A 23,217-nucleotide genomic window follows, 5' to 3' on the forward strand; every position below is an offset into this window, starting at 1 on the left:
ATGTCCGAATCGAAACCTGAATCAAAACCTGAATCGAAACCCGATCTCAAGCCCCAACGCACCGACCCGACCGACGCCGCAGCACACAGCGCCGACGAACTCTTCGACTTTCCGTGTGACTTCCCGATCAAGGTGATGGGCAAGTCGCATCCGGATTTTCAGGACACGATCGTCGACGTACTCAAGGCGTTCGATCAGGATTTCGACGCCTCGCGTGTCGAGACGCGGCCGTCGTCCGGCGGCAACTACACGGGCCTCACCTGCACGGTGCGCGCGCAAAATCGCGCTCATCTCGACGATATTTATCGCGCGCTCACCGGCCATCCAATGGTCAAGGTAGTGCTTTAAGCTCGCCTGCGGGCGCATCGCACACAGCCGGCGTGCGCTCGTATAGCAGCCTGAACTGGTCGACCTCGTCGACCAGCCATTCGCGGAACGCCTGCACGCGCGCCGTTTCGAGCAGCGCGGCCGGGCACACGAAGTAGTATCTCCACGGACTCGGGCCGTCCACATTGAACAGCCGCACGAGGCGCCCCGCGAGAATTTCCTGCATCGCGAGCGAGCGCCGCACGAGCGCGATTCCCTGACCGTCGATGGCCGCCTGCAGCAGATTCGACGAATCCTCATACAAGACGCCGCGCTTCGGTTCCGCGAAATCGGCAAGTCCGGCCGCGTCGAACCATGGCCGCCACAGTTCTTCATCCGAGCGCAGCAGCGGCACGTTCGCGAGATCGCGTGGCTCGCGCGGCAAGTCGCCGCCGCGGAAATTCGGCGAGCACGCCGGAAAGAACACTTCGTCCAGCAGTTCCTCGGCGTGCACGCCGGAATATTTGCCGTAGCCGAAGCGAATCGCGACATCGACGTCATCGCGGTTGAAATCGGTGAGGGCGTTGGTCGACAGCAGTTCGAGGTCGATTTCCGGGTGCTTTTCGATGAACCTGCCGACACGCGGCGTCAGCCAGCGCGCGGAAAACGACGACAACATCGACACGATCAGCCGCCGGTCGCGATCGCCGGAGCGGATGCGGCGCGTTGCGTCCGCCAAGGCGACCAGCGCCGCGCGCACTTCGGCCGCGTACTGCCGGCCGCGGTCGGTGAGGCGCACGCGCTTGCCGTCGCGCGCGAAGAGCGGCAGGCCGAGCTCGGCCTCCAGCGCGCGAATCTGGTGACTGACCGCGCCGTGCGTGACGAAAAGTTCGTCGGCGGCGCGCGAAAAACTTTCGTGACGGGCGGCGGCCTCGAAGGCGCGCAGCGCGTTCAGTGCTGGAAGCTGGCGGAGGTCCATATGGAGTGTCGGAGAGGTCGTTGTCAATGAAACTCACATAGCCGTGAAAATTGCTCGTTTTGCCTGATGCCTTGCCACGCCTAGGATTGTAGTCATCGAAACGTTCCCTTGGCGGAGTCGATCATGCGAGAAATATCAACAAGTGTCACCTTCGAAATCAAGCCCGGCGAGACTATCCCGATGCGCATTGCACGCGGCACGCGTCTGAAAGTCCACGGCAGCGCCGTCTGGGCGACGCGCAGCAACGACATCGAGGATTACTGGCTCACGCCCGGCGATCAACTGAAGCTGCGCGAACGCGAGCGCCTGTGGCTCTCGGTGGAAGGCGACCGTCCGGCCTATGTCGTGTTCACGATTCTGCCGCGTTGCGACGAGCGCGCCATGCGCTGGCTCTCGACGCGCATCGAGCGTCTGACGCAGCGGCTGCGCGCGGGCTGGCGGGTGGTCTGACGCGTGGTGTGACGCAAGTATTCGCATTTGTCATCGAAGGCATGCGAATTCACCATCGGCGGGCATGGTTCGATTTCGGTAAACTACCGGCACCATGTCCGCCACTCCGCTTGCACTCCCGCCGGAAACACGCAGCGCGCCCGGCACCGAACTCGCGTCCGGTGATTTTCCGGTCACGCTGCACTGGCGCGGCCTCGAACCGTATCAGGCGAGCTTCGACGCAATGCGCGCGTTCACCGACGCCCGCACGCCCGACACGCCCGACGAAATCTGGCTCGTCGAGCATCCGCGCGTGTTCACGCTCGGCCTCGCGGGCGATCCCGCGCATTTGCTGCTCGCCGACAGCGGCATTCCGCTCGTCAAGGTGGATCGCGGCGGACAAATCACGTATCACGGGCCGGGACAGATCGTCGCTTATCTGCTGATCGACCTGCGGCGGCGCAAGCTGGCGGTGCGCGAGCTGGTGCGGCGCATTGAAGAGGCCGTGATCGAAACCCTTGCATCGTATAATCTCGCGACTGGCCGCAAGCCCGGCGCGCCCGGCATTTACGTCGCGCAACCCTCCGCGCGGCAGGCGGAAGACGGCGCGAACGTTCGTCTGCATGGCCTTCATCCCGGCGCGAAGATCGCCGCGCTCGGACTCAAGATTCGCAACGGCTGCAGCTATCACGGCGTCAGCCTCAACGTGAACATGGACTTGCAGCCGTTTCTCGCGATCAACCCGTGCGGCTACGCGGGACTCGAAACGGTCGACATGGCGACGCTCGGCGTCGCAGCCGGCTGGCGCGACGTAGCCCTGACGCTCGCCGAACGGCTGGCACATCAAATCGGCGGCCTCCCCGCAAGCGCCGCTCAACCGCAAGACGGCACGACGGCGCAAACCGTCCCGCTGCAACAACCGGATCGACCGAATGACTGACGCAACCGCAAACCTGGCTGGCGACACCGCTTCCGTCCCGGCGGCTCCCGCCTACGACGCCACCGCGAAACAGAAAGCGCAGGCGAAGACTTCGCGCATTCCGATCAAGGTCATTCCGATCGAGAAGCTCAAGAAGCCGGAATGGATCCGCGTGCGCACGGCGACGGGCAACTCGCGTTTCAACGAGATCAAGCAGATCCTGCGCGAGCACAACCTGCATACGGTCTGCGAGGAGGCGAGCTGCCCGAATATCGGCGAATGTTTCGGCAAGGGCACGGCCACCTTCATGATCATGGGCGACAAGTGCACGCGCCGCTGCCCGTTCTGCGACGTCGGCCACGGTCGTCCCGATCCGCTCGATCCGGACGAGCCGCTGAATCTCGCGCGCACGATCGGCGCGCTCAAGCTGAAATACGTGGTGATCACGAGCGTGGACCGTGACGATCTGCGCGATGGCGGCGCGGCGCATTTCGTCGAGTGCATCCGGCAAGTGCGCGAGCATTCGCCGGAAACGCGCATCGAAATCCTGACGCCGGACTTCCGCGGCCGGCTCGATCGCGCGATCAACATCCTGACGGCCGCGCCGCCCGATGTGATGAACCACAATCTCGAAACGGTGCCGCGTCTCTACAAGGAAGCGCGTCCGGGCTCGGACTATCATCATTCGCTGAAGCTGCTGAAGGACTTCAAGGCGCTGCATCCGGAAGTCGCGACCAAGTCGGGGTTGATGGTGGGCCTGGGCGAAATGGAAGACGAAATCCTTCAGGTGATGCGCGATCTGCGCGCGCATGACGTCGACATGCTGACGATCGGCCAGTACTTGCAGCCGTCGGAGCACCATTTGCCGGTGCGGGCTTACGTGCATCCGGATACGTTCAAGATGTACGAGGAAGAGGCGTACAAGATGGGCTTCACGCACGCGGCCGTCGGCGCGATGGTGCGCTCAAGCTATCACGCGGACGAGCAAGCGCACGGCGCGGGCGTGGTCTGAGCGGAACGCATCGGCAGAAAGCGAAAAACCCACGGGATGCCGTGGGTTTTTTCTTTTGAGCGTTCCGGTCGCGGTGATTTTCCCGTGCCGCGTCTTCCAGATCACCGGACACATCGATTCCGGATTTCCGGAAAGCCGGATTGCGGCGCGCCTGCGCCTTAAAAATATCCAGCAATATCAATGGTTTGCGGGCAAACCAAAGCTGGCATTCCCCTTGCGATAAGAAAGGCACGGCCATCGAGCCGCCCATAAAATCCAAGGAGACAAATCGATGACCCCTCTCGCATCCCAACGTCCCTGATCCGTCGACGAAGCGGCTATCGCTTACGCGACGCGATTCGACGTGCGCATCCCACGGAGTGATCGCGCACCTCAACGCTCCCGCGCGTCAAGGCCCGCCGCTGGCTGTACCTCGCCAACTGCTTGTCATTGCCTGGAAACATCGTGAAAAAACCTCTTCATAAAGTCCTGTACGTGCAGGTGATCGTGGCCATCATCATCGGCATCGCGCTCGGGCACTTCTATCCTGCGCTCGCCACCGACATGAAGCCGCTCGGCGACGCGTTCATCAAACTCATCAAGATGGTGATCGGGCCGATCATCTTCTGTACGGTCGTGACCGGCATCGCGGGCATGGAGGACATGAAGAAGGTCGGGCGCGTCGGCGGCAAGGCGCTGCTGTACTTCGAAATCGTGTCGACGTTCGCGCTGGTGCTCGGTCTCGCCGCGACGCACATCCTGAAGCCGGGCGTCGGCTTCAACGTCGATCCCGCGACGCTCGACCACAAAGCCGTCGACTCGTTCGTGACCAAGGCGCACGGCCAGAGCACGGTCGATTTCTTCATGCACATCATCCCGGACACGCTGGTTTCGGCGTTCGCCCAAGGTGAAATCCTGCAGATCCTCTTGATCGCGCTCTTGTTCGGCTCGGTGCTGGCGCACATCGGCGAGCGCGGCCGTGTTGTGACGACGTTCATCGAAGGGCTGTCGAGCATTCTGTTCGGCATGGTCGGCATCATCACGAAGCTCGCACCGATCGGTGCATTCGGCGCGATGGCGTTCACCATCGGCAAGTACGGCATCGGTTCGCTGCTGCCGATGCTCAAGCTCATCGGCACGTTCTATCTGACCTCGATCATCTTCGTCGTCTTCGTGCTCGGTGCGATTGCGCGCATGGTCGGCTTCTCGATCCTGAAGTTCGTCGCGTACATCAAGGAAGAAATGCTGATCGTGCTCGGCACGAGTTCGTCCGAAGCCGCGCTCCCGCAACTGATGCTCAAGCTCGAAAAGCTCGGCTGCTCGCGCTCGGTAGTGGGTCTCGTCGTGCCGACCGGCTATTCGTTCAACCTCGACGGCACCAACATCTACATGACGATGGCCGTGCTGTTCATCGCGCAGGCGACGAACACCGACCTCACGTGGGGCCAGCAACTGACGCTGCTCGCCGTGACGATGCTGACCTCGAAGGGCGCGAGCGGCGTGACCGGCGCAGGCTTCATCACGCTCGCGGCGACGCTCGCCGTCGTGCCGACCATTCCGCTCGCCGGCATGGTGCTGATTCTCGGCATCGACCGATTCATGAGCGAGTGCCGGGCACTGACGAACATCGTCGGCAACGGCGTGGCGACGGTTGTCGTGTCGGCGTGGGAGCACGAGCTGGATCGCTCGAAGCTGAAAGCCGCGTTGTCGCGCGAGGTCGACGTGACCGACACCGAAGAAGCCAAGTCCGTCTAAGCAGCCTCATCAAGCGGCTTCATTCTCCGGACGCGATCATGCAAGCGGCGAAGCCTCACCCTGCGAGCGCTTCGCCGCAGCCGCTTTCGGCGGCCGCTGGCGCTTATCCCGAAGGCGCCTATGCCACAATGACAGATCCTCTTTCGCGGGAATCTGCTCACGTGACGCGCCGCATCCTCGTGTTCTTCGCGCTCGCCGCCACGCTCGTGGCGTGCTGCGCGCTCACGTGGCACGTCGCCTGGCAGCGCGGCATCGACGAATTGCGGCTCAATGCCGCGAGCCGCGTCGATCGCACCACGAACACGCTCAAGAGCACGCTCGACCGCTACGAATATCTGCCGTATCTGCTGTCGCGGCATCCGGTCGTGCAGGGCGTGCTCGAGCATCCCGATCAGGCCAACGTCGATCGCGCGAACCGCTATCTCGAAGACCTCAACGCGCGCGCGCACGCGACCGTCACGTATCTCATCCGCGCGAACGGCATGTCCGTGGCCGCGAGCAACTGGAACGGCGCGGACAGTTTCGTCGGCGTGGACTATAACTTCAGGCCGTATTTCATCGATGCGGAGAAGGGCGGCGTGGGCCGGTTCTTCGGCATCGGCACGATTTCGACGGAGCCCGGCTATTACATCTCGCAGCCGGTGTACCGCGAGCACACGAAAGAGTTCATCGGCGTGGCGGTGGTGAAGCTCAACCTCGAATGGCTGCAAGGCGCGGATGCCGCCGAGCCGCTCATTGTCACGGACGATCACGGTGTGATCTTTCTCTCGTCGGTGCCCGCGTGGAAATATCACACGGTGCGGCCGCTGCCGCAGAACATCGAGGCGTCCGTCTACGCGACGCGCCAGTACGCGCAGCAGGTCATCACGCCGCTGCCGATGACCATCGTCAAGACGCTCGAAGGCGGCGCGCAGATCGTGCGCGTCGGCGGCGGACGCAATGCGCCGGCGTTTCTCGCAACGCATCGTTCGATCGGCGAGCCGGACTGGCAACTGATCACGATGGCGCCGCTCGATCCCGTCGAAAGCGCGGCGCAGAACGCGGTGATCGTCACGGCGCTCGTGTTCGTGTCGCTGTGTCTGCTCGCGTTTTACTGGCGCATGCGGCGCGCGCGCGTGCGCGAGATGATTCGCAGCCGCGGTTTGCTGCAAACGGCCTATGCCGAACTGAACGAGCGTGTCGCGGAGCGCACGGCTGATCTGTCGGAGGCGAACGCGCAACTGACGAAAGAAGTGAACGAGCGCACGCGCGCCGAGCAGGATCTGCGCGCCGCGCACGACGAACTGATTCAGGCGAGCAAACTCGCCGCGCTCGGCCAGATGGCGGCGGGCATCACGCACGAACTGAATCAGCCGCTGGCCGCCTTGCGCAGTTTCTCGGACAACACGCGCGTGCTGATCGAGCGCGGCGATCAGGCGGCGGCGCGCGAGAATCTCGAAGCCATCGCGTCGCTGACCGAGCGCATGGGCAACATCACGAATCAGCTCAAGCTGTTCGTCACCAAGGCGCGGCCGAAGAACGCGCGGGCGGACGTGGCGCACGCGCTGCGCAATGTGTTCTCGATGCTGCGTCCGCGCATGAAGAACGTCGTGGTCGATATCGCGCCCGAACTGAGCGGCGACAGCGCGCCCGTGTTCGTGCGCTGCGAAGATCTGCGTCTCGAACAGGTGCTGATCAATCTGGTCGGCAACGCGCTCGATGCAGTGGCGTCGTGCGACAAGCCGCGCATCGTTATCGAACTGGATGCGCGCGCGGATATCGTCGAACTCATCGTGCGCGACAATGGTCCGGGCATTCCCGCCGATGCATTGCCGCGCCTCTTCGAGCCGTTTTTCACGACCAAGGAAATGGGCCAGGGACTGGGCCTTGGACTGGCGATTTCATCGGCGATCGCGCGCGATTACGGCGGCACGCTCCTCGCGCGCAACCGCGAGGCGCCGATCGTCGCGGACGGCCCCGAAGGCGGCACACAGGCCGACGCCGATCACTCTCACGGCGCGGAATTCGTGCTGACGCTGCGTCGCGCGTAAAAAACATAGTTGAGGCAAGACATGAGCACCGGTTTGCAGGTGATCTTCATCGAAGACGACGAACTCGTGCGGCGCGCGAGCGTGCAGAGTCTGCAACTCGCGGGCTTCGACGTGACGGGGCACGGCAGCGTCGAATCCGCCGCGCATGCGATCGACGCGCGGTTTCCCGGCGTGATCGTGAGCGACATTCGCCTGCCGGGCGCAAGCGGCCTCGATCTGCTCGCGCAATGCCGCGAACGCGCGCCCGAAGTGCCGGTGATTCTCGTGACCGGCCACGGCGATATCTCGATGGCCGTGCAGGCGATGCGCGACGGCGCGTACGACTTCATCGAGAAGCCGTTCGCATCGGAGCGATTGATCGAAGCCGTGCGCCGCGCGCTCGAACGCCGCAAGCTCGTGCTGGAGAATCAGGCGCTGCGGCGCGAGCTGGCCGAGCAGAGCAGCGTCGCGCCGCGCATCATCGGGCGCAGTCCTGCGATCGATCAGGTGCGCCGTCTGATCGCGAACGTCGCGCCGACGGATGCGTCCGTGCTCATCAACGGCGATACCGGCGCGGGCAAGGAACTGATCGCGCGCAGTCTGCACGAGATGTCGCCGCGCCGCGACAAGCCGTTCATCGCGGTGAATTGCGGCGCGCTGCCGGAACAGATGTTCGAGTCCGAAATGTTCGGCTACGAGCCGGGCGCGTTTACCGGCGCGCAGAAGCGGCGCATCGGCAGGCTGGAGGCGGCGTCCGGCGGTACGCTGTTTCTCGATGAAATCGAGAGCATGCCGCTGTCGCTGCAGGTGAAGCTCTTACGCGTGCTGCAGGACGGCGTGCTGGAGCGGCTCGGCTCGAATCAGCCGGTGCGCGCGAACTTGCGCGTCGTCGCGGCCGCGAAGGGCGACATGAACGAACACGTCGCCGATGGCACGTTCCGGCGCGATCTGCTGTACCGGCTCAACGTCGTGACGATCACGCTGCCGCCGCTCAACGAGCGTCGCGAAGACATCGTGCCGTTGTTCGAGCACTTTCTTCTCGACGCCGCCGTGCGCTACGAGCGTCCCGCGCCGCTCATCACGGACCGTCAGCGGGCGGAACTGATGCAGCGCGACTGGCCAGGCAATGTGCGCGAGCTGCGCAACGCGGCGGACCGGATGGTGCTGGGCATTCTCGACGACGGCGGCGCTGCATCGTCCGATACGTCGACGCAATCGCTCAAGGAGCGCACCGAGCAATACGAACGCGCGGTGATCGGCGAGACCCTGGAGCAGTGCGGCGGCGCGGTTGCGGTGGCGGCGGATCGCCTGCAGCTCGGCAAGGCGACGCTGTACGAGAAGATCAAGCGGTATGGAATCGTCGTGAAGGGTGACTAAGGGCGATTCGTCGGAGCGTTAAAAAAGCCCGCTGGTATTTGCCAGCGGGCTTTTTCGTTGTCTTCGTTCGACCGGATACGCGTCAGGCCGAACCGAGCGCGTTGTCGAGCAGTTGATCCAGTTCCGCGAAGGTCGGCTCGCCGACATAGCGCTTCAGAATCCTGCCGTTTTTGTCGATGACGAAGGTCGTCGGCGTGAGCTGGACATTGCCGAATTGCTTGGCCGCGCTGCCGTCGTCCATTGCGACCTTGAACGGCAGATTGCGGGTCTGCGCGTAATTGCTCACGTACATCGGCGCGTCGTAGTTCATTGCGACCGCGACGAACTCCAGTCCGCGACCCTTGAACTTGTTGTACGTGTCGATCATCTGGGGCATTTCTTTCATGCAGGTCTCGCAACTCGTCGCCCAGAAATTGACGAGATAGACCTTGCCCTTCAGATCGCCCGTGGTGGAAATCTTCTGTCCCGACAACAGCGTGAAGGTGGCGTCCGGCGCCTTCTGCTGGCCGCCGAAGGCGAAGTAGCCGGTGCCTGCGATCACGGCCGCGACGAGCGCCATCACGATGTAGCGCAGCGGGCTCTTGGCGCGCGTGGATGTTTCTTGCGTGGCTTGGGACATTTGAAACCTCGGATGGCCGGACCCGCCGCCGCGATCGGGCGACAAGCGACGGATAAGTGACGCGTATTTTAGCGCCGTTTTCAGGATGCAGTCGTGACGCGCCGATAAGGCCGGAATTGCAGCGCGATAATGATGGTTTTCACGCATCCGCCTGCGCATTCATCCTTTATGAAACGAGTTTTCTCCCGCCATCCTGGCCTCGCTGCCAAAACGTTTCGTCTGAATTTTTCCGTGTTTCGTGCGGCCGTGTGCGCATCTGTCGCATGCGGCGCGCTGCTCGCGTGCACGCCGGCATACGACTGGCGCACAGTGATGAACAACGACGACGGCTACGAAGTCACGCTTCCCGCCAAGCCGCGCTCCGAAGAACGGAAGATCGAGATCGCCGGCCAGCCGATGACGATGCGCATGCAAACCGCCGAAGCCGGCGACGCCGTGTTCGCCGTCGGCACCGTGGTCCTGCCGAGCGCCGATCCCGCGCTGCAGCGCGCGACGCTCGATTTCCTGCAACAGGGACTCGCGCGCAACGTGAGCGCGCAACCGGCGGCGCGCGCGGCACAGATCGATCTCGCGGCGGGCGGACGTGTGCTGGGCAGCGAGATTGAAGTGAACGGCGCGAGCGGAGAAAAGCGCGAGTCGCGGACCATTCACGCGCGCTTCGTCGCGCGCGGAACGCATGTTTATCAGGTGGCGATCGTCTCGGACAAAGCGCCGCCACAGGAGCAGGCCGACCAATTCTTTACGTCCTTCAAACTCTTTTAGAGGAAGGTCTCGAATTCTGCGACCACTGATTTCGGAATGATCTTAGGGTTAATTTCAAACCGGAAGTTTCTTCGCAGCAAATTCAGCTAATGCCTAGATTTGTATGGACTTTTTTAACTATCCACAATGTCTGTGGATAACTATGTGGAAAAGAATGTGCGGCAACGCGCAAAAGCCCGGTCTGTGCGGTTAACGTTAGTTTGCCTCCGTTCGCGGCAAGTTAAATAGTTCAATAAAATCAATGGTCTGCGAAATAGGCAGGAGCAGCGGAATTGATCCGAGGAAAAGGTGTCGCGGATCGACTCAGTGTGCATAAGTCAAGTCTTGACAGGCGATTTTCTGTCCGGCATGGCGTGATCGGCGTGGTCTCAAGCAAGCGATAGCATCCGCCGATATTGCACCGCCTCGGCTACATGAGCGACGTCGGGCGTTTTGGCGTCGGCGAGGTCCGCGATCGTTCGCACCACCTTGAGTACGCGGTAGTAGGCGCGCGCCGACCAGCCGAAGCGCTCGCCGGCTGCGCGCAGCAACGCCTCGCCGGCTGAATCGGGGCGGCAGACGTCGTCGGCCTCGCGGCCATCGAGTTCGCGGTTGGTCTTGCCTTGACGCTGCGTCTGAATGTCGCGGGCCGCCGCGACGCGCGCCGCGACCACGGCGCTCGACTCGCCTCGCTCGGCGCCGCGCGCGGACAATTCCGCCGGCGTCAGCGCCGGCAGCTCGATCTGAATGTCGATGCGATCCATCAACGGTCCCGACAACTTGCGCAGATAGCGCGCGGCGATATCCGGCGAACAGCGGCAACGCCCGCTCGGATCGCCGCGCCAGCCACACGGGCATGGATTCATCGCCGCGATCAGCTGACATGCGGCGGGAAAGTCCGCCTGCTGCGCCGCGCGCGAAATCGTGATGTGCCCGACTTCGAGCGGTTCGCGCAGCGTCTCGAGCACCTTGCGGTCGAATTCGGGAAGTTCGTCGAGGAACAGCACGCCGTGATGCGCGAGCGTGATCTCGCCCGGCTGCGGCGGATTGCGTCCGCCGACCAGCGCCGCCGAACTCGACGAGTGATGCGGCGCGCGAAACGGCCGCCGCCGCCATTGCTCCGGCGTGAAGCCGATCGAACTCGCAGAAAGAATCGCGGCGGATGTGAGCGCTTCGTCGTCGCTCATGGGCGGAAGGAGGCTCGGCAGGCGCGCCGCGAGCATCGATTTGCCCGCGCCGGGCGGGCCGATCATCAGCAAATGATGGCCGCCCGCCGCCGCCACTTCGAGCGCGCGGCGCGCGGCGGGATGACCGATCACGTCGGCGAGATCGGGCGCGGGCGCGGCTGTTTGCGGAAGCGTCACGGCGTGCACCGGCCGCAGGCGCGCGTCGGGCACGCCGTTCAGGTGCGCGCAGAGCGCGGGCAGGTCGGCCGCGCCGAAGACGTCGATGCCCGGCACCAGCGCCGCCTCCGCCGCGCTCGCAAGCGGCAGATAGATTTCCGGCGCGCGTTCGTCACGTTCGCCACGTTCGCCCGCCGCCGCGTGATGGCGCGCCGCGCCGCACACCATCGCGAAGGCGCCGCGCATCGGCCGTAACGCGCCGGTGAGCGATAGCTCGCCCGCGAATTCGCGATTCGCCAGCGACTCGGCCGGGATTTGCCCGCTCGCGGCGAGAATGCCGAGCGCGATCGGCAGATCGAAGCGCCCCGATTCCTTCGGCAAATCGGCGGGCGCGAGATTGACGGTGATTCTGCGGACGGGAAAGTCGAAGCCGCAGTTCTGCAGCGCGGCGCGCACGCGCTCGCGGCTTTCGCGCACTTCGAGATCGGGCAGGCCGACGATGGAAAAAGACGGCAGCCCGTTAGCGAGATGGACTTCGACGACGACTTCGGGCGCGCGCCCAGGAGCGGGCGCGCGGCTGCGTACCACGGCAAGCGACATGATTTCACCTGAAACGGCGCAGCGGCTGCGCCGGCAATGACACTAGAAACTCACGGCTCGCTAGCCGAGGTATGACGGAGCGCTGAGGACGCTTAGTCTTGCGCGGCGGAGCCGCCGCTCGCGAGACGCTGCTCCAGCTGCGCCACGCGCTTTTCGAGCTCTTCGAGACGCGCGCGCGTGCGCACGAGCACCTGCGTTTGCGTGTCGAATTCTTCGCGCGTGACGAGATCAAGCTTCGAAAAACCTTGCGACAGCATGGCCTTCATGTTCCGTTCGACGTCCTTCGCCGGCGAATTCTTGAACAGCTCGCTCATTTTCTGCTGCAGATCGTTGAAAACGTCGTTGGGCTGCTTCATCGTTTTTCTCCCTTGCACAAAATTAGTGCATTCGTTGTTAGGTCAGTGCCCCGAAATATCGAATGTTCGATATTGGTGCGCGCTGCCGACTACCCGGCGCGCCTCGGAGCACCTTCGAGGCGCCGCGATTTTAGCGCCGCAGCGCCCTCGCGTTTTCCGCCCTTGCCCCTTTTTGCGGGACCTTGCGAGCACTCTAGCAACGAACCCACCCCGGCGCCAGCAGGCGCGGCGCGCGTTAGCCGTTCGGCAGACCCCGCGCGCGGGAGTTTCCCGAAATCGCTCAAACCCGCATGAATACACGCATGGCATACGAGTTGCATGGAAGGCGCGGACCTTTTCTGCACGCTTCTCTGAGCGGCCCGGCAGGGCGGACGTGGCGGTAGCACCCAGCGCATCCCGCTTTAGAAGGCATCGAAGGATCAGCACACCACAGCGAGGCATACATGAAGCTCATTACCGCAATCATCAAGCCGTTCAAGCTGGACGAAGCGCGCGAAGCGCTGTCGGCCATCGGCGTCTCGGGCATCACCGTGACCGAGGTGAAAGGCTTCGGCCGACAGAAAGGGCACACCGAGCTGTACCGGGGCGCGGAGTACGTCGTCGATTTTCTGCCGAAAGTGAAGATCGAAGCCGCCGTGTCGGACGACATCGTCGATCAGGCGATCGAGGCCGTCGAGCGCGCGGCCCGCACGGGAAAGATCGGCGACGGCAAGATCTTCGTCACCACGATCGAACAGGTCATTCGTATTCGCACCGGCGAAACCGGCGCGGACGCTCTCTAAAAAGAAACTTGCGAAGTATTTGGCGATAAGAGGAACCAGAAGAATGCGCAACTTTTTGATGTCATTGATGGTGGCCGCCGCGCTGACAGGCGCGAATGTCGGCACAGCCCTCGCTCAGGACGCGTCCGCTCCGGCCGCGGCCTCCGCACCGGCGCCCGATGCCGCAGCTTCCACCTCGGCAAGCGCACCGTCCAGCGCCAACACGGCGATGGCGTCCTCGGCGGATGCCGCCTCAGCGGCTGCGGCCTCAGGCGCATCCGACGCCGCGCCCGCCGCGCCGACCGAACCGGTCATGGTCGATTCGTCGAAGATCAGCTCGGGCGACACGGCGTGGATGCTCACCTCCGTCGCACTCGTGCTGTTCATGACGATTCCGGGCCTCGCGCTGTTCTACGCGGGCATGGTGCGCAAGAAGAACGTGCTCGCCACGGTGATGCAGAGCTTCGCGATCTGCTGTCTGGTGACGATCCTCTGGACCGTCGTCGGCTACAGCATCGCGTTCACGCCGGGCGGATCGTTCATCGGCGGCTTCTCGCGCGTGTTCCTGCACGGCATGGCCTACATCAAGGGCGACAAGGCGACGACGCTGACCGTCAGTCACCTCGCCACGACCATTCCGGAGTCGGTGTACTTCGCGTTCCAGCTGACGTTCGCGATCATCACCCCGGCGCTCATCACCGGCGCGTTCGCCGATCGCATGAAGTTCTCCGCGATGCTCGTGTTCATGACGCTGTGGTCGCTCCTGGTCTACTCGCCGATCGCGCACATGGTCTGGGAACCGACCGGCTGGCTGGCATCCGCCGGCGTGCTCGACTTCGCGGGCGGCACGGTGGTTCACATCAACGCCGGTATCGCGGGCCTGATGTGCTGTCTGGTGCTCGGCAAGCGTGTCGGCTACGGCCGCGAAGTCATGGCGCCGCACAACCTCGTGCTCTCGCTGATCGGCGCATCGATGCTGTGGGTGGGCTGGTTCGGCTTCAACGCGGGCTCGGCAGTCGCGGCTGACGGCCGTGCCGGCTTCGCGATGCTCACGACGCAGATCGCCACCGCCTTCGCCGCCTTCGGCTGGATGTTCGCGGAGTGGATCACGAAGGGCAAGCCGTCGGTGCTCGGCATCATCTCGGGCGCGGTTGCGGGTCTCGTGGCAGTGACGCCGGCTTCGGGCTTCGTCGGCGTGACGGGCGCGATCGTGATCGGCATCGTCGCGGGCGTGGTCTGCTTCTGGTCGGCAACGTGGCTCAAGCACAAGTTCAACTACGACGACTCGCTCGATGCGTTCGGCGTGCACGGCGTGGGCGGGATCATCGGCGCGCTGCTGACGGGCGTGTTCGCGGTGAAGGATATCGGCGGTTTCGACGGCAGCGTGCTCGTGCAGGCCAAGGGCGTGCTCGTCACGCTGGTCTATAGCGGCGTCGTGAGCTTCGTGCTGCTCAAGGTCATCGACATGGTGATGGGTCTGCGCGTCACGGAAGAACAGGAACGCGAAGGTCTCGACGTCACGCTGCACGGCGAGCACGTCGAATAAGGATTGCGCCGCGACCGGACGCCGCGAGAGGGCGTTCCGGTTCGCGGTCGAGAACGAGCGCAGCGACTTTGCCCGCCTTCATGGCGGGCATTTTTTTGGCCGATGTTCCGGGCGATGCGCTTTCGTCGTGTTTTCGTCCAGCGCGGGCGCGGATGCGCGTCCGAAATCTATCGGTCCGATAGCGGAAATTGCGCGAGACGGCCGCGCCACAAGGCTCGGGAAACCTTGGTAATTGACGGTTCATCCCCAGTTAGGCAGGGCAATTGCTCTACAATCTTTTCCTCCCTGTCGGCCGGAGCGGGCGCGCGAGCGTGCGATGCCGGTCCCATGCAAAGCACCGCGAGATATCAATGGTTCCGCACCTTGTTACGGCGTTAAGTGGCCCGCTGCTCGATCTCGAGCGGAAAATTCTCGAGGCCATGCCCGCGATCGAGCGCTGGTTCCGTCTCGAATGGCAGGAGCACACGCCGCCGTTCTACTGTTCCGTCGATCTGCGCAACGCGGGGTTCAAGCTCGCGCCCGTCGACATCAATCTCTTTCCGGGCGGCTTCAACAATCTGCCGCCGGAAGTGTTGCCGCTCGCGGTGCAGGCCGCCATGGCATCCATCGAGAAGATTTGTCCCGATGCGAAAAATCTGCTCGTCATCCCGGAGCGCCATACGCGCAACGCGTTCTATCTGGAGAACGTCGCGCGGCTGGCGTTGATCATGCGGCAGGCCGGACTCAACGTGCGCTTCGGCACGCTCGACGAGAACATCCACGGACCGGTGACCATCGCGCTCGCGGATGGGCAGAAGATCGTGCTCGAACCGCTCGAACGCACGCCGCGGCGTCTGGGTCTCAAGAACTTCGATCCGTGCTCGATCCTGCTCAACAACGATCTCTCCGCCGGCATTCCGCCCGTGCTCGAGAACCTGCACGAGCAGTACGTGTTGCCGCCGCTGCACGCGGGCTGGGCGGTGCGCCGCAAGTCGACGCACTTCTCCTGCTATGACGACGTCGCGAAGAAATTTGCGAAGCTCGTCGAGATCGATCCGTGGATGGTGAACCCGTATTTTGCGCACGTGGAAGGCGTCGACTACGAAGCGCGCACCGGCGAGGAAGCGCTCGCCGACGCCATCGACGGCGTGCTCAAGAAGATCGCGAAGAAGTATCGCGAGTACGGGATCAGCGAGAAGCCGTATGTCGTCATCAAGGCGGATGCCGGCACGTACGGCAAGGGCGTGATGACCGTGCACGACGCGAGCGAAGTCGCCGCGCTCACGAAGCGCGAACGCGCGAAGATGAACGACGCGAAGGAAGGCCTGCAAGTGCACGACGTGATCGTGCAGGAAGGCGTGCACACGTTCGAGCGCGTGGAAAACGCGGTCGCGGAGCCGGTGGTGTATATGATCGACCGGTATGTCGTCGGCGGGTTTTATCGCGTGCACGAATCGCGTGAGCGCGACCAGAACCTCAACGCGCCGGGCATGCGCTTCGTCCCGCTCGGCTTCGAGCACACGGCGCTTCCCGACGCGCACGCGAAACCGGGCGCCGCGCCGCCGAACCGCTTCTACATGTACGGCGTGGTGGCGCGGCTGGGTTTGCTGGCGGCATCGGTCGAGCTCGAAAAGACCGATCCGGAAGCGATTCAGGTCTGATTCGGCGGCTTGCGGTAAGCTCGCAAGCCGCGCACCGAACAAGCGAATTCTCATGAACATCCTTTTTATCGCCGACCCGCTCGATCGCTTCAAGATCTACAAGGACACCACCTACGCGATGATGGCCGAAGCCGCGCGGCGCGGCCACGTGCTCTACGCGTGCGAGCCGCAGCATCTCGCGCTGACGGGCAACAAGGTGGAAGCGGGCGTGCGGCGCATCGCTATCGTCGGCGATGAAGCGAACAGCGACCGCTGGCCGTGGTACGCGGCCGAACAGGCCGAGCATCTGCCGCTCACGCACTTCGACGCAGTGCTGATGCGCAAGGACCCGCCGTTCGACATGGAGTACGTGAATTCCACCTGGCTATTGGAAATTGCCGAGCGTGGCGGCGCGCGCGTGTTCAACAAGCCGCAGGCGATTCGCGATCACTCCGAGAAGCTCGCCATCGCGGAATGGCCGCAGTTCGTCACGCCGACGCTCGTCACGCGCGACGCGGCGCGTCTGCGCGCATTCCACGCCGAACACGGCGACGTGATCCTGAAGCCGCTCGACGGCATGGGCGGCATGGGCGTGTTCCGCGTGAAGGCGGACGGCATGAACCTCGGTTCCATCGTCGAGATGTTGTCGGAGGACGGTGCGCGCACGGTCATGGCGCAGAAGTTCATCCCCGAGATCACCGAAGGCGACAAGCGCATTCTCGTGATCGGCGGGCAGCCGGTGCCTTACTCGCTCGCGCGTATTCCGCAGGGCAGCGAAGTGCGCGGCAATCTCGCGGCGGGCGGGCTCGGGCGCGCGCAGCCGCTGTCGGCGCGCGATCGCGAGATCGCGGAGACGCTCGGTCCGGTGCTGCAATCGCGCGGCTTGCTGCTGGCCGGGCTCGACGCCATCGGCGATTACCTGACCGAAGTCAACGTGACGAGCCCGACGTGCTTTCGCGAAATCATGGATCAGACGGGCTTCGATGTCGCCGGCATGTTCATCGACGCACTGGAGCGCGCGGCCCGGTGAGTCTGCCGGCGCACGGAGCGCGCGCGGGCGCCGGCTCAAACTCCCGCCAGCGGGACTGTTACAATCGACTTCCCGGCGCCTGCATTTTCAGGGAGCAATTGCGTTTCAAAGTCGACGCTTTAAAGCCGGTTTAAGAATACGGTCGCAAGCTGATTGCATGAATTCGAAGGTAACGGGCTCGCGTCTTGCAAGGTGGTTGATTCCGCCGTTTGCGCGCCCACTTTAGAAACATGTTCCGCGACGCTCGCGCGCTTTCGAGCGAACTTCGACGATTTCGTCTGATTTTTATCGCTTTTTTGTCGCTTAGGGCACTATCCTGACATGGCTGGCATCCTGATCATCGCGCACGCTCCTTTCGCCACCGCGCTACGTGAATGCGTGGCGCACATCTATGGCGGCTTGCCCGCGCGCATCGGCGTTATCGATGTGACGCCGGACTGCGATCCGGTCGAAGTCCGCGCGTTCGCGCGCTCGGAAATCGATCGTCTGAAGGAAGACAACGGCGCCATCGTTTTGACTGACGTTTTCGGGGCAACGCCCGCGAATATCGCGGCAAGCCTGCACGACGCCGACGTGCGCGTGCTCGCCGGCTGCAATTTGCCGATGCTGGTGCGCGCCGTCTGCTACCGCGCGACGCCGCTCGACACGCTTACCGAAAAAATTCTGCAAGGCGGCTCGAAAGGCATCCAGGAACTGGATGACTCCACGCCGCTTAATCCCTGCGCGCTCGCAACCAAAGCGGCCGGTTCGCCCGATCCGGCCTGCTCGGCGAGCGCCGATCTCGTGAGCGCCAAGGCCACCGCCAGCCACTGACGTCGCTCATTTCATTCATATCGCGCTTCGGAGCATCATGCTGCAACAAGAAACAACCATCGTGAACAAGCTGGGGCTCCACGCACGCGCATCGGCGAAGCTCACGCAACTGGCGGGCAATTTTCAATGCGAAATCTGGATGAGCCGCAATGGCCGCCGGATCAACGCGAAGAGCATCATGGGCGTGATGATGCTCGCGGCGGGCATCGGCAGCACGGTGACGATCGAAACCGAAGGCGCCGACGAAGCCGAAGCCATGCAGGCCATTCTCGCGCTCATCGCCGATAAATTCGGCGAAGGACAGTAAGCGCCGAATTCATCGTTCGCAGAGATGTACAGAAAAGCCGCGCACCGACGCGGCTTTTTTGTATCCGCTGCCTGAGCGCAAGCGTTCCGGCCTTGCTGCGTCAGGGTGTTCCGGGCTCAACGCCGCATTCGAATCTATAATTGCCGAGCGGCTTGCGCCCGCCGCGGGCCCCGAGAACCGCGGACATCACAACTAGAGGAGGTGCGCGTGTCCTTCACGCTGCATGGAATTCCCGTTTCGCGCGGCATCGCCATCGGGCGCGCTTATCTGATCGCGCCGGCGGCGCTCGACGTGGATCATTATCTGATCGAACCCGATCAGATCGACGCGGAAATCGCCCGGTTTCTCGCGGCGCAGGCGGCTGTGCTCGTGGAACTGGAGACACTGCGCGACGACCTCGCCGCCGACGCGCCCAGCGAGATGAGCGCGTTCATCAATGTCCATACGATGATCCTGAACGACGCCATGCTCGTGCAGGAAACGATCGACCTGATTCGTACGCGCCGCTACAACGTCGAGTGGGCGCTCACCGAGCAACTGGAAATCCTCGGCGGTTATTTCGACGATATCGAAGACGAATATCTGCGCGAGCGCAAGGCGGATATCGAGCAGGTCGTGGAACGGCTGCTCAAGGCGCTCGCGGGCGCGCCGACGGCGGCATCGCTCGTCGTGCACACGGCTGCGAGCAACGGCCACAACGAGATGATCGTCGTCGCGCACGATATCGCGCCCGCCGACATGCTCCAGTTCAAGACGCAGGCGTTCAAGGGCTTCGTGACCGATCTCGGCGGGCGCACGTCGCATACGGCGATCGTCGCGCGCAGTCTCGGCATTCCGGCGTCGGTTGGCGTGCAGCAGGCGAGCGCGCTGATTCGTCAGAACGATCTGATCATCGTCGATGGCGACCATGGCATTGTGATCGTCGATCCGGCGCCGATCGTTCTCGAAGAATATTCGTACCGGCAAAGCGAGAAGGTGCTTGAGCAGCGCAAGCTGCAGCGCCTGAAGTTTTCGCCGACGCAAACGCTGTGCGGCACGAAAATCGAGTTGTGCGCGAATATCGAACTGCCGGAGGACGCGCAGGTGGCCGTCGAGGCGGGCGCGATGGGCGTCGGCCTGTTCCGCACGGAATTCCTCTTCATGAATCACAAGGACCAGTTGCCGGAAGAAGAGGAGCAGTTCGAGGCGTATAAGCGCGCGATCGAGCTAATGAACGGCAAGCCCGTGACGATCCGCACGATCGATGTGGGCGCCGACAAGCCGCTCGACTCGATGACCGGCGGCGACGGCTACGAGACCGCGCCGAACCCCGCGCTCGGGCTGCGCGCGATTCGCTGGAGCCTTTCCGAGCCGCAGATGTTCATCACGCAGTTGCGCGCGATCCTGCGTGCGTCGGCGTTCGGCCCGACCAAGATTCTGATTCCGATGCTCGCGCACGCGCAGGAGATCGACCAGACGCTCGACCTGATTCGCGAGGCGAAGCGTCAACTGGACGAGGAGGGCGTCGCCTACGACCGCAAGATTCAGGTCGGCGCGATGATCGAGATTCCGGCCGCGGCCATCGCCGTGCGGCTGTTCCTGAGCCGTCTCGATTTCCTGTCGATCGGCACCAACGACCTGATTCAGTACACGCTCGCGATCGATCGCGCGGACAACGCCGTCGCGCATCTCTACGATCCGCTGCATCCGGCCGTGCTGAATTTGATCGCGTTCACGCTGCGCGAGGCGAAGCGCGCGGGCGTGCCGATTTCGGTGTGCGGGGAAATGGCGGGCGACCCGTCCGTCACGCGTCTGTTGCTTGGCTTGGGCCTCACCGAGTTCTCGATGCATCCAAGCCAGTTGCTCGTCGTGAAGCAGGAAATTTTGCGATCGAGCCTGAAGGCGCTCGAAAAGCCCGTCGCCGACGTGCTCGCCGCCTACGAGCCGAAAGAACTCGAAGCCGCGCTCGCGCAGTTGCAGCGGGCCTGACGCGGCTTCAACGCGGCACACGCGCGCGGCATACCGGGCAATCCGGCTGTCGCGCGATTTTCATCGTGTTCCATTCCATGCGCAGCGAGTCGAGCATCATGAGCCGGCCCGCGAGCGTCTTGCCGAAACCGCCGATCACGCGCAACGCTTCCGCCGCCTGCATCGCGCCGATGATGCCGACCGTCGGCGCGAACACGCCCATCGTCGAGCAGGCGACTTCCTCGAACGCCTGATCCGGCGGAAACACACACGCGTAGCAGGGCGAATCCGGCGCGCGGAAATCGAAGGTGCTGATCTGTCCGTCGAAGCGCAATGCCGCGCCCGACACGAGCGGCACGCCGTGCGCCGCGCAGGCCGCGTTGATTGCGTGACGGGTTGCGAAGTTGTCCGTGCAATCGAGCACGACGTTGGCTTTGGGCACGTTGGCGTCGAGCCACGCCTGATCGGCGCGCGTCTCGACGGCATGAATGTCGACATCGGGATTGAGCGCGTTGAGCGTCTGCTTCGCCGATTCGACCTTGAGCGTTCCGACCGAGCGCGTCATGTGCACGATCTGCCGCTGCAGGTTGGTGAGATCGACGGTGTCGCCATCGACTAGCGTGATCTTTCCGACGCCCGCCGCCGCGAGATACATGGCCGCGGGCGCGCCCAGTCCGCCCGCACCGACGATGATCGCGTGCGCATCGAGAAAGCGCTGCTGCGCTTCGATGCCGATTTCATCGACGAGAATATGGCGGGAATAGCGAAGGAGTTGATCGTCGTTCATCGAGCTCGCGCTTGAATGCGCTGTGACTGCTGCGAAGGGAACGCCGGGGAAGGCGGCGCTTAAGCGGAATATTTTAAGCGCGTGCGCGGGGAATGGCTTCGCGGCGCGGCGCCGCGAAGCCGTGTTGCTGCGGAATTACTTCGATTGCTGCTGCGCGGTCGGCGACGAAGCCGGCTGCGCGCCCGATGCCGGCGAAGAGCCGGGCGTTGCCGGCAGCGCGGGCTGCGCGACCACCGGAGCGGACGCCGAACGCGGCGGCTTGTTCTGCGCGAGCTTGCGTTCGCTGTACGACTTCGACTCGACCACCGTCTTGCCTTCCAGCTTGTTCAACGCCTGCTGCAGCATGAAGTCGTCCGAACTGCCGAACTCGACCGGCTTGCGCTCGCGATCCTTGCGGCGCTGTTCAGGCGTCTTTTTGTCGTTCTGCTCTTCGAGAAGGCGCAGTTGCTCCAGACGATCCGCTTCGCGCTGTTCCTGCTCCTTCTTCTCGTTCGGGTCCTGCGTGTTCGCGAGGTGATTCGAGTAGTCCACTTCGCGCGTGACGAGCGCGTCGTCCGGATCGCCGTCCGCGTACTGGTCGACCGGCACGTCGGGGCGCACGCCCTGGTTCTGGATCGACTTGCCGCTCGGCGTGTAGTAATAGGCCGTGGTCAGACGCAGCGCGCTGTCCGCGGTCATCGGGCGGACCGTCTGCACGGAGCCCTTGCCGAAGGTCGTCTTGCCGACGATCAGCGCGCGATGATGATCCTGCAGCGCACCCGCCACGATCTCTGACGCCGACGCCGAATAGGCGTTGGTCAGCACGACCATCGGGACCTTCTTGAAGATCTCCGGCACGTTCTTGAGCGGATCGGAATCGAAGGAGGGCAGACGGTAGTTGTCGTAGGTGTCGCGGAAAGTTTGCTTCGCGTCCGCGATCTGGCCGTTGGTCGACACGACCACCGAGTTGTCCGGCAGGAACGCGCCCGCCACGCCGACCGCGCTCTGCAGCAGACCGCCGCCGTTATTGCGCAGATCGAGCACGAGGCCCTTCAGGTTCGGTTGCTGGCGCGCGAGGTCTTGCAGCTTGGCCGCGAGATCCGGCACCGTGCGTTCCTGGAAGCTCGTGATGCGGATATAGCCGTAGCCCGGCTCCGGCACCTTCATCTTCACCGACTGCACGCGGATCAACGCGCGCGTGACGGTGAGCGGGAACGTGCGGTCGTCGCTCTTGCGGAAGATGGTCAGCGTGACCTTCGTGCCCGGCTCGCCGCGCATTTGCTTGACGGCCTTGTCGAGCGTCATGCCGCGCACGGGCTTGTCGTTGATGCGGGTAATGAGGTCGCCCGGACGGATGCCTGCGCGGAACGCGGGCGTGTCTTCGATCGGCGAGATCACCTTGATGAGCCCGTCTTCCGACGAGATCTCGATGCCTAGGCCCGCGAAGCGGCCCTTGGTCTGCTCCTGCAGTTCTTCGTAGTCGGTCTTGTCGAGATAGGACGAGTGCGGGTCGAGGCTCGACACCATGCCCTTGATGGCGGCGGTGAGGAGCTTTTTGTCGTCGACCGGTTCGACGTATTCGTGCTTGATTTGCCCGAAGACTTCGGCGAAAAGCCTCAACTGATCGAGCGGAAGAGGCGATGATGCGGCTTGCTGCGCGGACGCGGAAATCTGCAAGGTTGCGAGTGCGCCGGCAGCAACGCCTGCGGCGACCAGGCCGAAATTTTTCAGGTTCTTTCGCATAGAGGAGTGCGGTCGGAGCAAATGGGCAGCATCGTAGGTGACGGGCCAGTATACCCGCTCACTTCGAATGGCGACTTAAACGCAACTTAAATGCCTGAGGCTTTTGCGCCTGTCAGCGTAGGGTGGCGCACGTTTCGGACCATCTGCCGATGCTGCCGGGAAGATGTCAGCGGCGCGCCATATCGAGTGACGCATGCGTGCCTGGCGAACGACGCGCAGCACGACGGACCGGACGGCGCCGGCCCGTCATGGGGAAAGCAT

At 63.7% G+C, this 23,217-nt stretch carries 21 protein-coding genes; 15 read left to right on the forward strand and 6 right to left on the reverse strand.

Annotated features, from left to right (window positions below):
• A complete protein-coding gene (locus BRPE64_RS32175; protein WP_084675749.1) occupies window positions 1-348 on the forward strand; it encodes a DUF493 family protein in 348 nt (115 codons plus the stop codon).
• Here the strand turns inward: BRPE64_RS32175 and BRPE64_RS00835 are convergent.
• The gene (locus BRPE64_RS00835) at window positions 332-1,285 is read right to left on the reverse strand and encodes a transcriptional regulator GcvA (protein WP_016344096.1); all 954 of its coding nucleotides are present in this window, start codon (window positions 1,283-1,285) and stop codon (window positions 332-334) included. The genes BRPE64_RS32175 and BRPE64_RS00835 overlap by 17 nt on opposite strands.
• Window positions 1,286-1,408: 123 nt before the next feature.
• On the opposite strand from BRPE64_RS00835, the gene BRPE64_RS00840 reads away from it, so the two are divergent.
• From BRPE64_RS00840 to BRPE64_RS00865, 6 genes are all read left to right on the forward strand, one after another.
• Window positions 1,409-1,735, forward strand: a complete 327-nt coding sequence (locus tag BRPE64_RS00840) for a DUF2917 domain-containing protein (RefSeq protein ID WP_044041865.1) — start codon at window positions 1,409-1,411, stop codon at window positions 1,733-1,735.
• A 94-nt stretch (window positions 1,736-1,829) separates the two neighbouring features.
• Window positions 1,830-2,654, forward strand: coding sequence for a lipoyl(octanoyl) transferase LipB (gene lipB / locus BRPE64_RS00845; protein ID WP_016344098.1), 825 nt, complete (start codon window positions 1,830-1,832; stop codon window positions 2,652-2,654).
• Window positions 2,647-3,645, forward strand: a complete 999-nt coding sequence (gene lipA, locus BRPE64_RS00850; RefSeq protein ID WP_016344099.1) for a lipoyl synthase — start codon at window positions 2,647-2,649, stop codon at window positions 3,643-3,645. Before lipB ends, lipA begins: the two co-directional genes overlap by 8 nt.
• Window positions 3,646-4,089: 444 nt before the next feature.
• A complete protein-coding gene (locus BRPE64_RS00855) occupies window positions 4,090-5,379 on the forward strand; it encodes a dicarboxylate/amino acid:cation symporter (RefSeq protein WP_044041030.1) in 1,290 nt (429 codons plus the stop codon).
• Between the two features lie 38 nt (window positions 5,380-5,417).
• Window positions 5,418-7,409 (forward strand): sensor histidine kinase, encoded by a 1,992-nt coding sequence (locus BRPE64_RS00860; protein ID WP_044041032.1) that lies wholly within the window; start codon window positions 5,418-5,420, stop codon window positions 7,407-7,409.
• 21 nt (window positions 7,410-7,430) lie between these two features.
• On the forward strand, window positions 7,431-8,765 hold the full coding sequence (locus BRPE64_RS00865) for a sigma-54-dependent transcriptional regulator (RefSeq protein ID WP_016344104.1): 1,335 nt from the start codon (window positions 7,431-7,433) through the stop codon (window positions 8,763-8,765).
• A gap of 82 nt (window positions 8,766-8,847) precedes the next feature.
• Here BRPE64_RS00865 and BRPE64_RS00870 read toward each other — a convergent pair whose 3' ends face one another.
• Window positions 8,848-9,384, reverse strand: coding sequence for a peroxiredoxin family protein (locus tag BRPE64_RS00870; protein ID WP_044041033.1), 537 nt, complete (start codon window positions 9,382-9,384; stop codon window positions 8,848-8,850).
• A gap of 132 nt (window positions 9,385-9,516) precedes the next feature.
• On the opposite strand from BRPE64_RS00870, the gene BRPE64_RS00875 reads away from it, so the two are divergent.
• Window positions 9,517-10,146 carry a hypothetical protein gene (locus BRPE64_RS00875; protein WP_044041035.1) on the forward strand — a complete coding sequence of 210 codons (630 nt, stop codon included), beginning with the start codon at window positions 9,517-9,519 and terminating at the stop codon, window positions 10,144-10,146.
• Window positions 10,147-10,514: 368 nt separating this feature from the next.
• On the opposite strand, the gene BRPE64_RS00880 is transcribed toward BRPE64_RS00875, so the two are convergent.
• Both BRPE64_RS00880 and BRPE64_RS00885 read right to left on the reverse strand, forming a co-directional pair.
• Window positions 10,515-12,068: a YifB family Mg chelatase-like AAA ATPase gene (locus BRPE64_RS00880; RefSeq protein WP_016344107.1), complete on the reverse strand. Its 1,554-nt coding sequence runs from the start codon at window positions 12,066-12,068 to the stop codon at window positions 10,515-10,517.
• 92 nt (window positions 12,069-12,160) lie between these two features.
• Window positions 12,161-12,424, reverse strand: a complete 264-nt coding sequence (locus BRPE64_RS00885; RefSeq protein WP_016344108.1) for an accessory factor UbiK family protein — start codon at window positions 12,422-12,424, stop codon at window positions 12,161-12,163.
• 443 nt (window positions 12,425-12,867) lie between these two features.
• Between BRPE64_RS00885 and BRPE64_RS00890 the strand changes: the two genes are divergently transcribed.
• From BRPE64_RS00890 to ptsP, 7 genes are all read left to right on the forward strand, one after another.
• Window positions 12,868-13,206, forward strand: coding sequence for a P-II family nitrogen regulator (locus BRPE64_RS00890; protein ID WP_016344109.1), 339 nt, complete (start codon window positions 12,868-12,870; stop codon window positions 13,204-13,206).
• Between the two features lie 43 nt (window positions 13,207-13,249).
• A complete protein-coding gene (locus BRPE64_RS00895; protein WP_016344110.1) occupies window positions 13,250-14,731 on the forward strand; it encodes an ammonium transporter in 1,482 nt (493 codons plus the stop codon).
• A 350-nt stretch (window positions 14,732-15,081) separates the two neighbouring features.
• Window positions 15,082-16,371 (forward strand): glutamate--cysteine ligase, encoded by a 1,290-nt coding sequence (gshA, locus tag BRPE64_RS00900; protein WP_044041036.1) that lies wholly within the window; start codon window positions 15,082-15,084, stop codon window positions 16,369-16,371.
• A 52-nt stretch (window positions 16,372-16,423) separates the two neighbouring features.
• Window positions 16,424-17,380 (forward strand): glutathione synthase, encoded by a 957-nt coding sequence (gene gshB, locus BRPE64_RS00905; protein WP_016344112.1) that lies wholly within the window; start codon window positions 16,424-16,426, stop codon window positions 17,378-17,380.
• Between the two features lie 321 nt (window positions 17,381-17,701).
• The gene (locus BRPE64_RS00910) at window positions 17,702-18,193 is read left to right on the forward strand and encodes a PTS sugar transporter subunit IIA (protein ID WP_016344113.1); all 492 of its coding nucleotides are present in this window, start codon (window positions 17,702-17,704) and stop codon (window positions 18,191-18,193) included.
• Window positions 18,194-18,230: 37 nt separating this feature from the next.
• Entirely contained in the window at window positions 18,231-18,500 is a 270-nt protein-coding gene (locus BRPE64_RS00915; protein ID WP_008351787.1) for an HPr family phosphocarrier protein, read from the forward strand.
• 207 nt (window positions 18,501-18,707) lie between these two features.
• Window positions 18,708-20,468, forward strand: a complete 1,761-nt coding sequence (gene ptsP, locus BRPE64_RS00920; RefSeq protein ID WP_173405429.1) for a phosphoenolpyruvate--protein phosphotransferase — start codon at window positions 18,708-18,710, stop codon at window positions 20,466-20,468.
• A gap of 7 nt (window positions 20,469-20,475) precedes the next feature.
• Here the strand turns inward: ptsP and BRPE64_RS00925 are convergent, their stop codons facing one another.
• The gene (locus BRPE64_RS00925; protein WP_016344115.1) at window positions 20,476-21,234 is read right to left on the reverse strand and encodes a HesA/MoeB/ThiF family protein; all 759 of its coding nucleotides are present in this window, start codon (window positions 21,232-21,234) and stop codon (window positions 20,476-20,478) included.
• 135 nt (window positions 21,235-21,369) lie between these two features.
• On the reverse strand, window positions 21,370-22,956 hold the full coding sequence (locus BRPE64_RS00930) for a S41 family peptidase (protein ID WP_016344116.1): 1,587 nt from the start codon (window positions 22,954-22,956) through the stop codon (window positions 21,370-21,372).
• Between the last annotated feature and the right edge of the window lie 261 nt (window positions 22,957-23,217).

It is taken from the genome of Caballeronia insecticola (assembly GCF_000402035.1).
GTDB classification, from domain to species: Bacteria; Pseudomonadota; Gammaproteobacteria; order Burkholderiales; family Burkholderiaceae; genus Caballeronia; species Caballeronia insecticola.

Excerpts from the sequence above, each read along its gene's own strand:
- BRPE64_RS00885 (WP_016344108.1), bottom strand. The coding sequence starts at position 12,424 with ATGAAGCAGCCCAACGACGTTTTCAACGATCTGCAGCAGAAAATGAGC.
- BRPE64_RS00840 (WP_044041865.1), top strand. The coding sequence starts at position 1,409 with ATGCGAGAAATATCAACAAGTGTCACCTTCGAAATCAAGCCCGGCGAG.
- BRPE64_RS00930 (WP_016344116.1), bottom strand. The coding sequence starts at position 22,956 with ATGCGAAAGAACCTGAAAAATTTCGGCCTGGTCGCCGCAGGCGTTGCT.
- BRPE64_RS00890 (WP_016344109.1), top strand. The coding sequence starts at position 12,868 with ATGAAGCTCATTACCGCAATCATCAAGCCGTTCAAGCTGGACGAAGCG.
- BRPE64_RS00860 (WP_044041032.1), top strand. The coding sequence starts at position 5,418 with ATGCAAGCGGCGAAGCCTCACCCTGCGAGCGCTTCGCCGCAGCCGCTT.
- BRPE64_RS00925 (WP_016344115.1), bottom strand. The coding sequence starts at position 21,234 with ATGAACGACGATCAACTCCTTCGCTATTCCCGCCATATTCTCGTCGAT.
- BRPE64_RS00910 (WP_016344113.1), top strand. The coding sequence starts at position 17,702 with ATGGCTGGCATCCTGATCATCGCGCACGCTCCTTTCGCCACCGCGCTA.
- lipB (WP_016344098.1), top strand. The coding sequence starts at position 1,830 with ATGTCCGCCACTCCGCTTGCACTCCCGCCGGAAACACGCAGCGCGCCC.
- BRPE64_RS00835 (WP_016344096.1), bottom strand. The coding sequence starts at position 1,285 with ATGGACCTCCGCCAGCTTCCAGCACTGAACGCGCTGCGCGCCTTCGAG.
- BRPE64_RS32175 (WP_084675749.1), top strand. The coding sequence starts at position 1 with ATGTCCGAATCGAAACCTGAATCAAAACCTGAATCGAAACCCGATCTC.
- BRPE64_RS00875 (WP_044041035.1), top strand. The coding sequence starts at position 9,517 with ATGGTTTTCACGCATCCGCCTGCGCATTCATCCTTTATGAAACGAGTT.
- BRPE64_RS00880 (WP_016344107.1), bottom strand. The coding sequence starts at position 12,068 with ATGTCGCTTGCCGTGGTACGCAGCCGCGCGCCCGCTCCTGGGCGCGCG.
- BRPE64_RS00895 (WP_016344110.1), top strand. The coding sequence starts at position 13,250 with ATGCGCAACTTTTTGATGTCATTGATGGTGGCCGCCGCGCTGACAGGC.
- BRPE64_RS00865 (WP_016344104.1), top strand. The coding sequence starts at position 7,431 with ATGAGCACCGGTTTGCAGGTGATCTTCATCGAAGACGACGAACTCGTG.
- BRPE64_RS00870 (WP_044041033.1), bottom strand. The coding sequence starts at position 9,384 with ATGTCCCAAGCCACGCAAGAAACATCCACGCGCGCCAAGAGCCCGCTG.
- BRPE64_RS00915 (WP_008351787.1), top strand. The coding sequence starts at position 18,231 with ATGCTGCAACAAGAAACAACCATCGTGAACAAGCTGGGGCTCCACGCA.
- lipA (WP_016344099.1), top strand. The coding sequence starts at position 2,647 with ATGACTGACGCAACCGCAAACCTGGCTGGCGACACCGCTTCCGTCCCG.
- gshA (WP_044041036.1), top strand. The coding sequence starts at position 15,082 with ATGGTTCCGCACCTTGTTACGGCGTTAAGTGGCCCGCTGCTCGATCTC.
- gshB (WP_016344112.1), top strand. The coding sequence starts at position 16,424 with ATGAACATCCTTTTTATCGCCGACCCGCTCGATCGCTTCAAGATCTAC.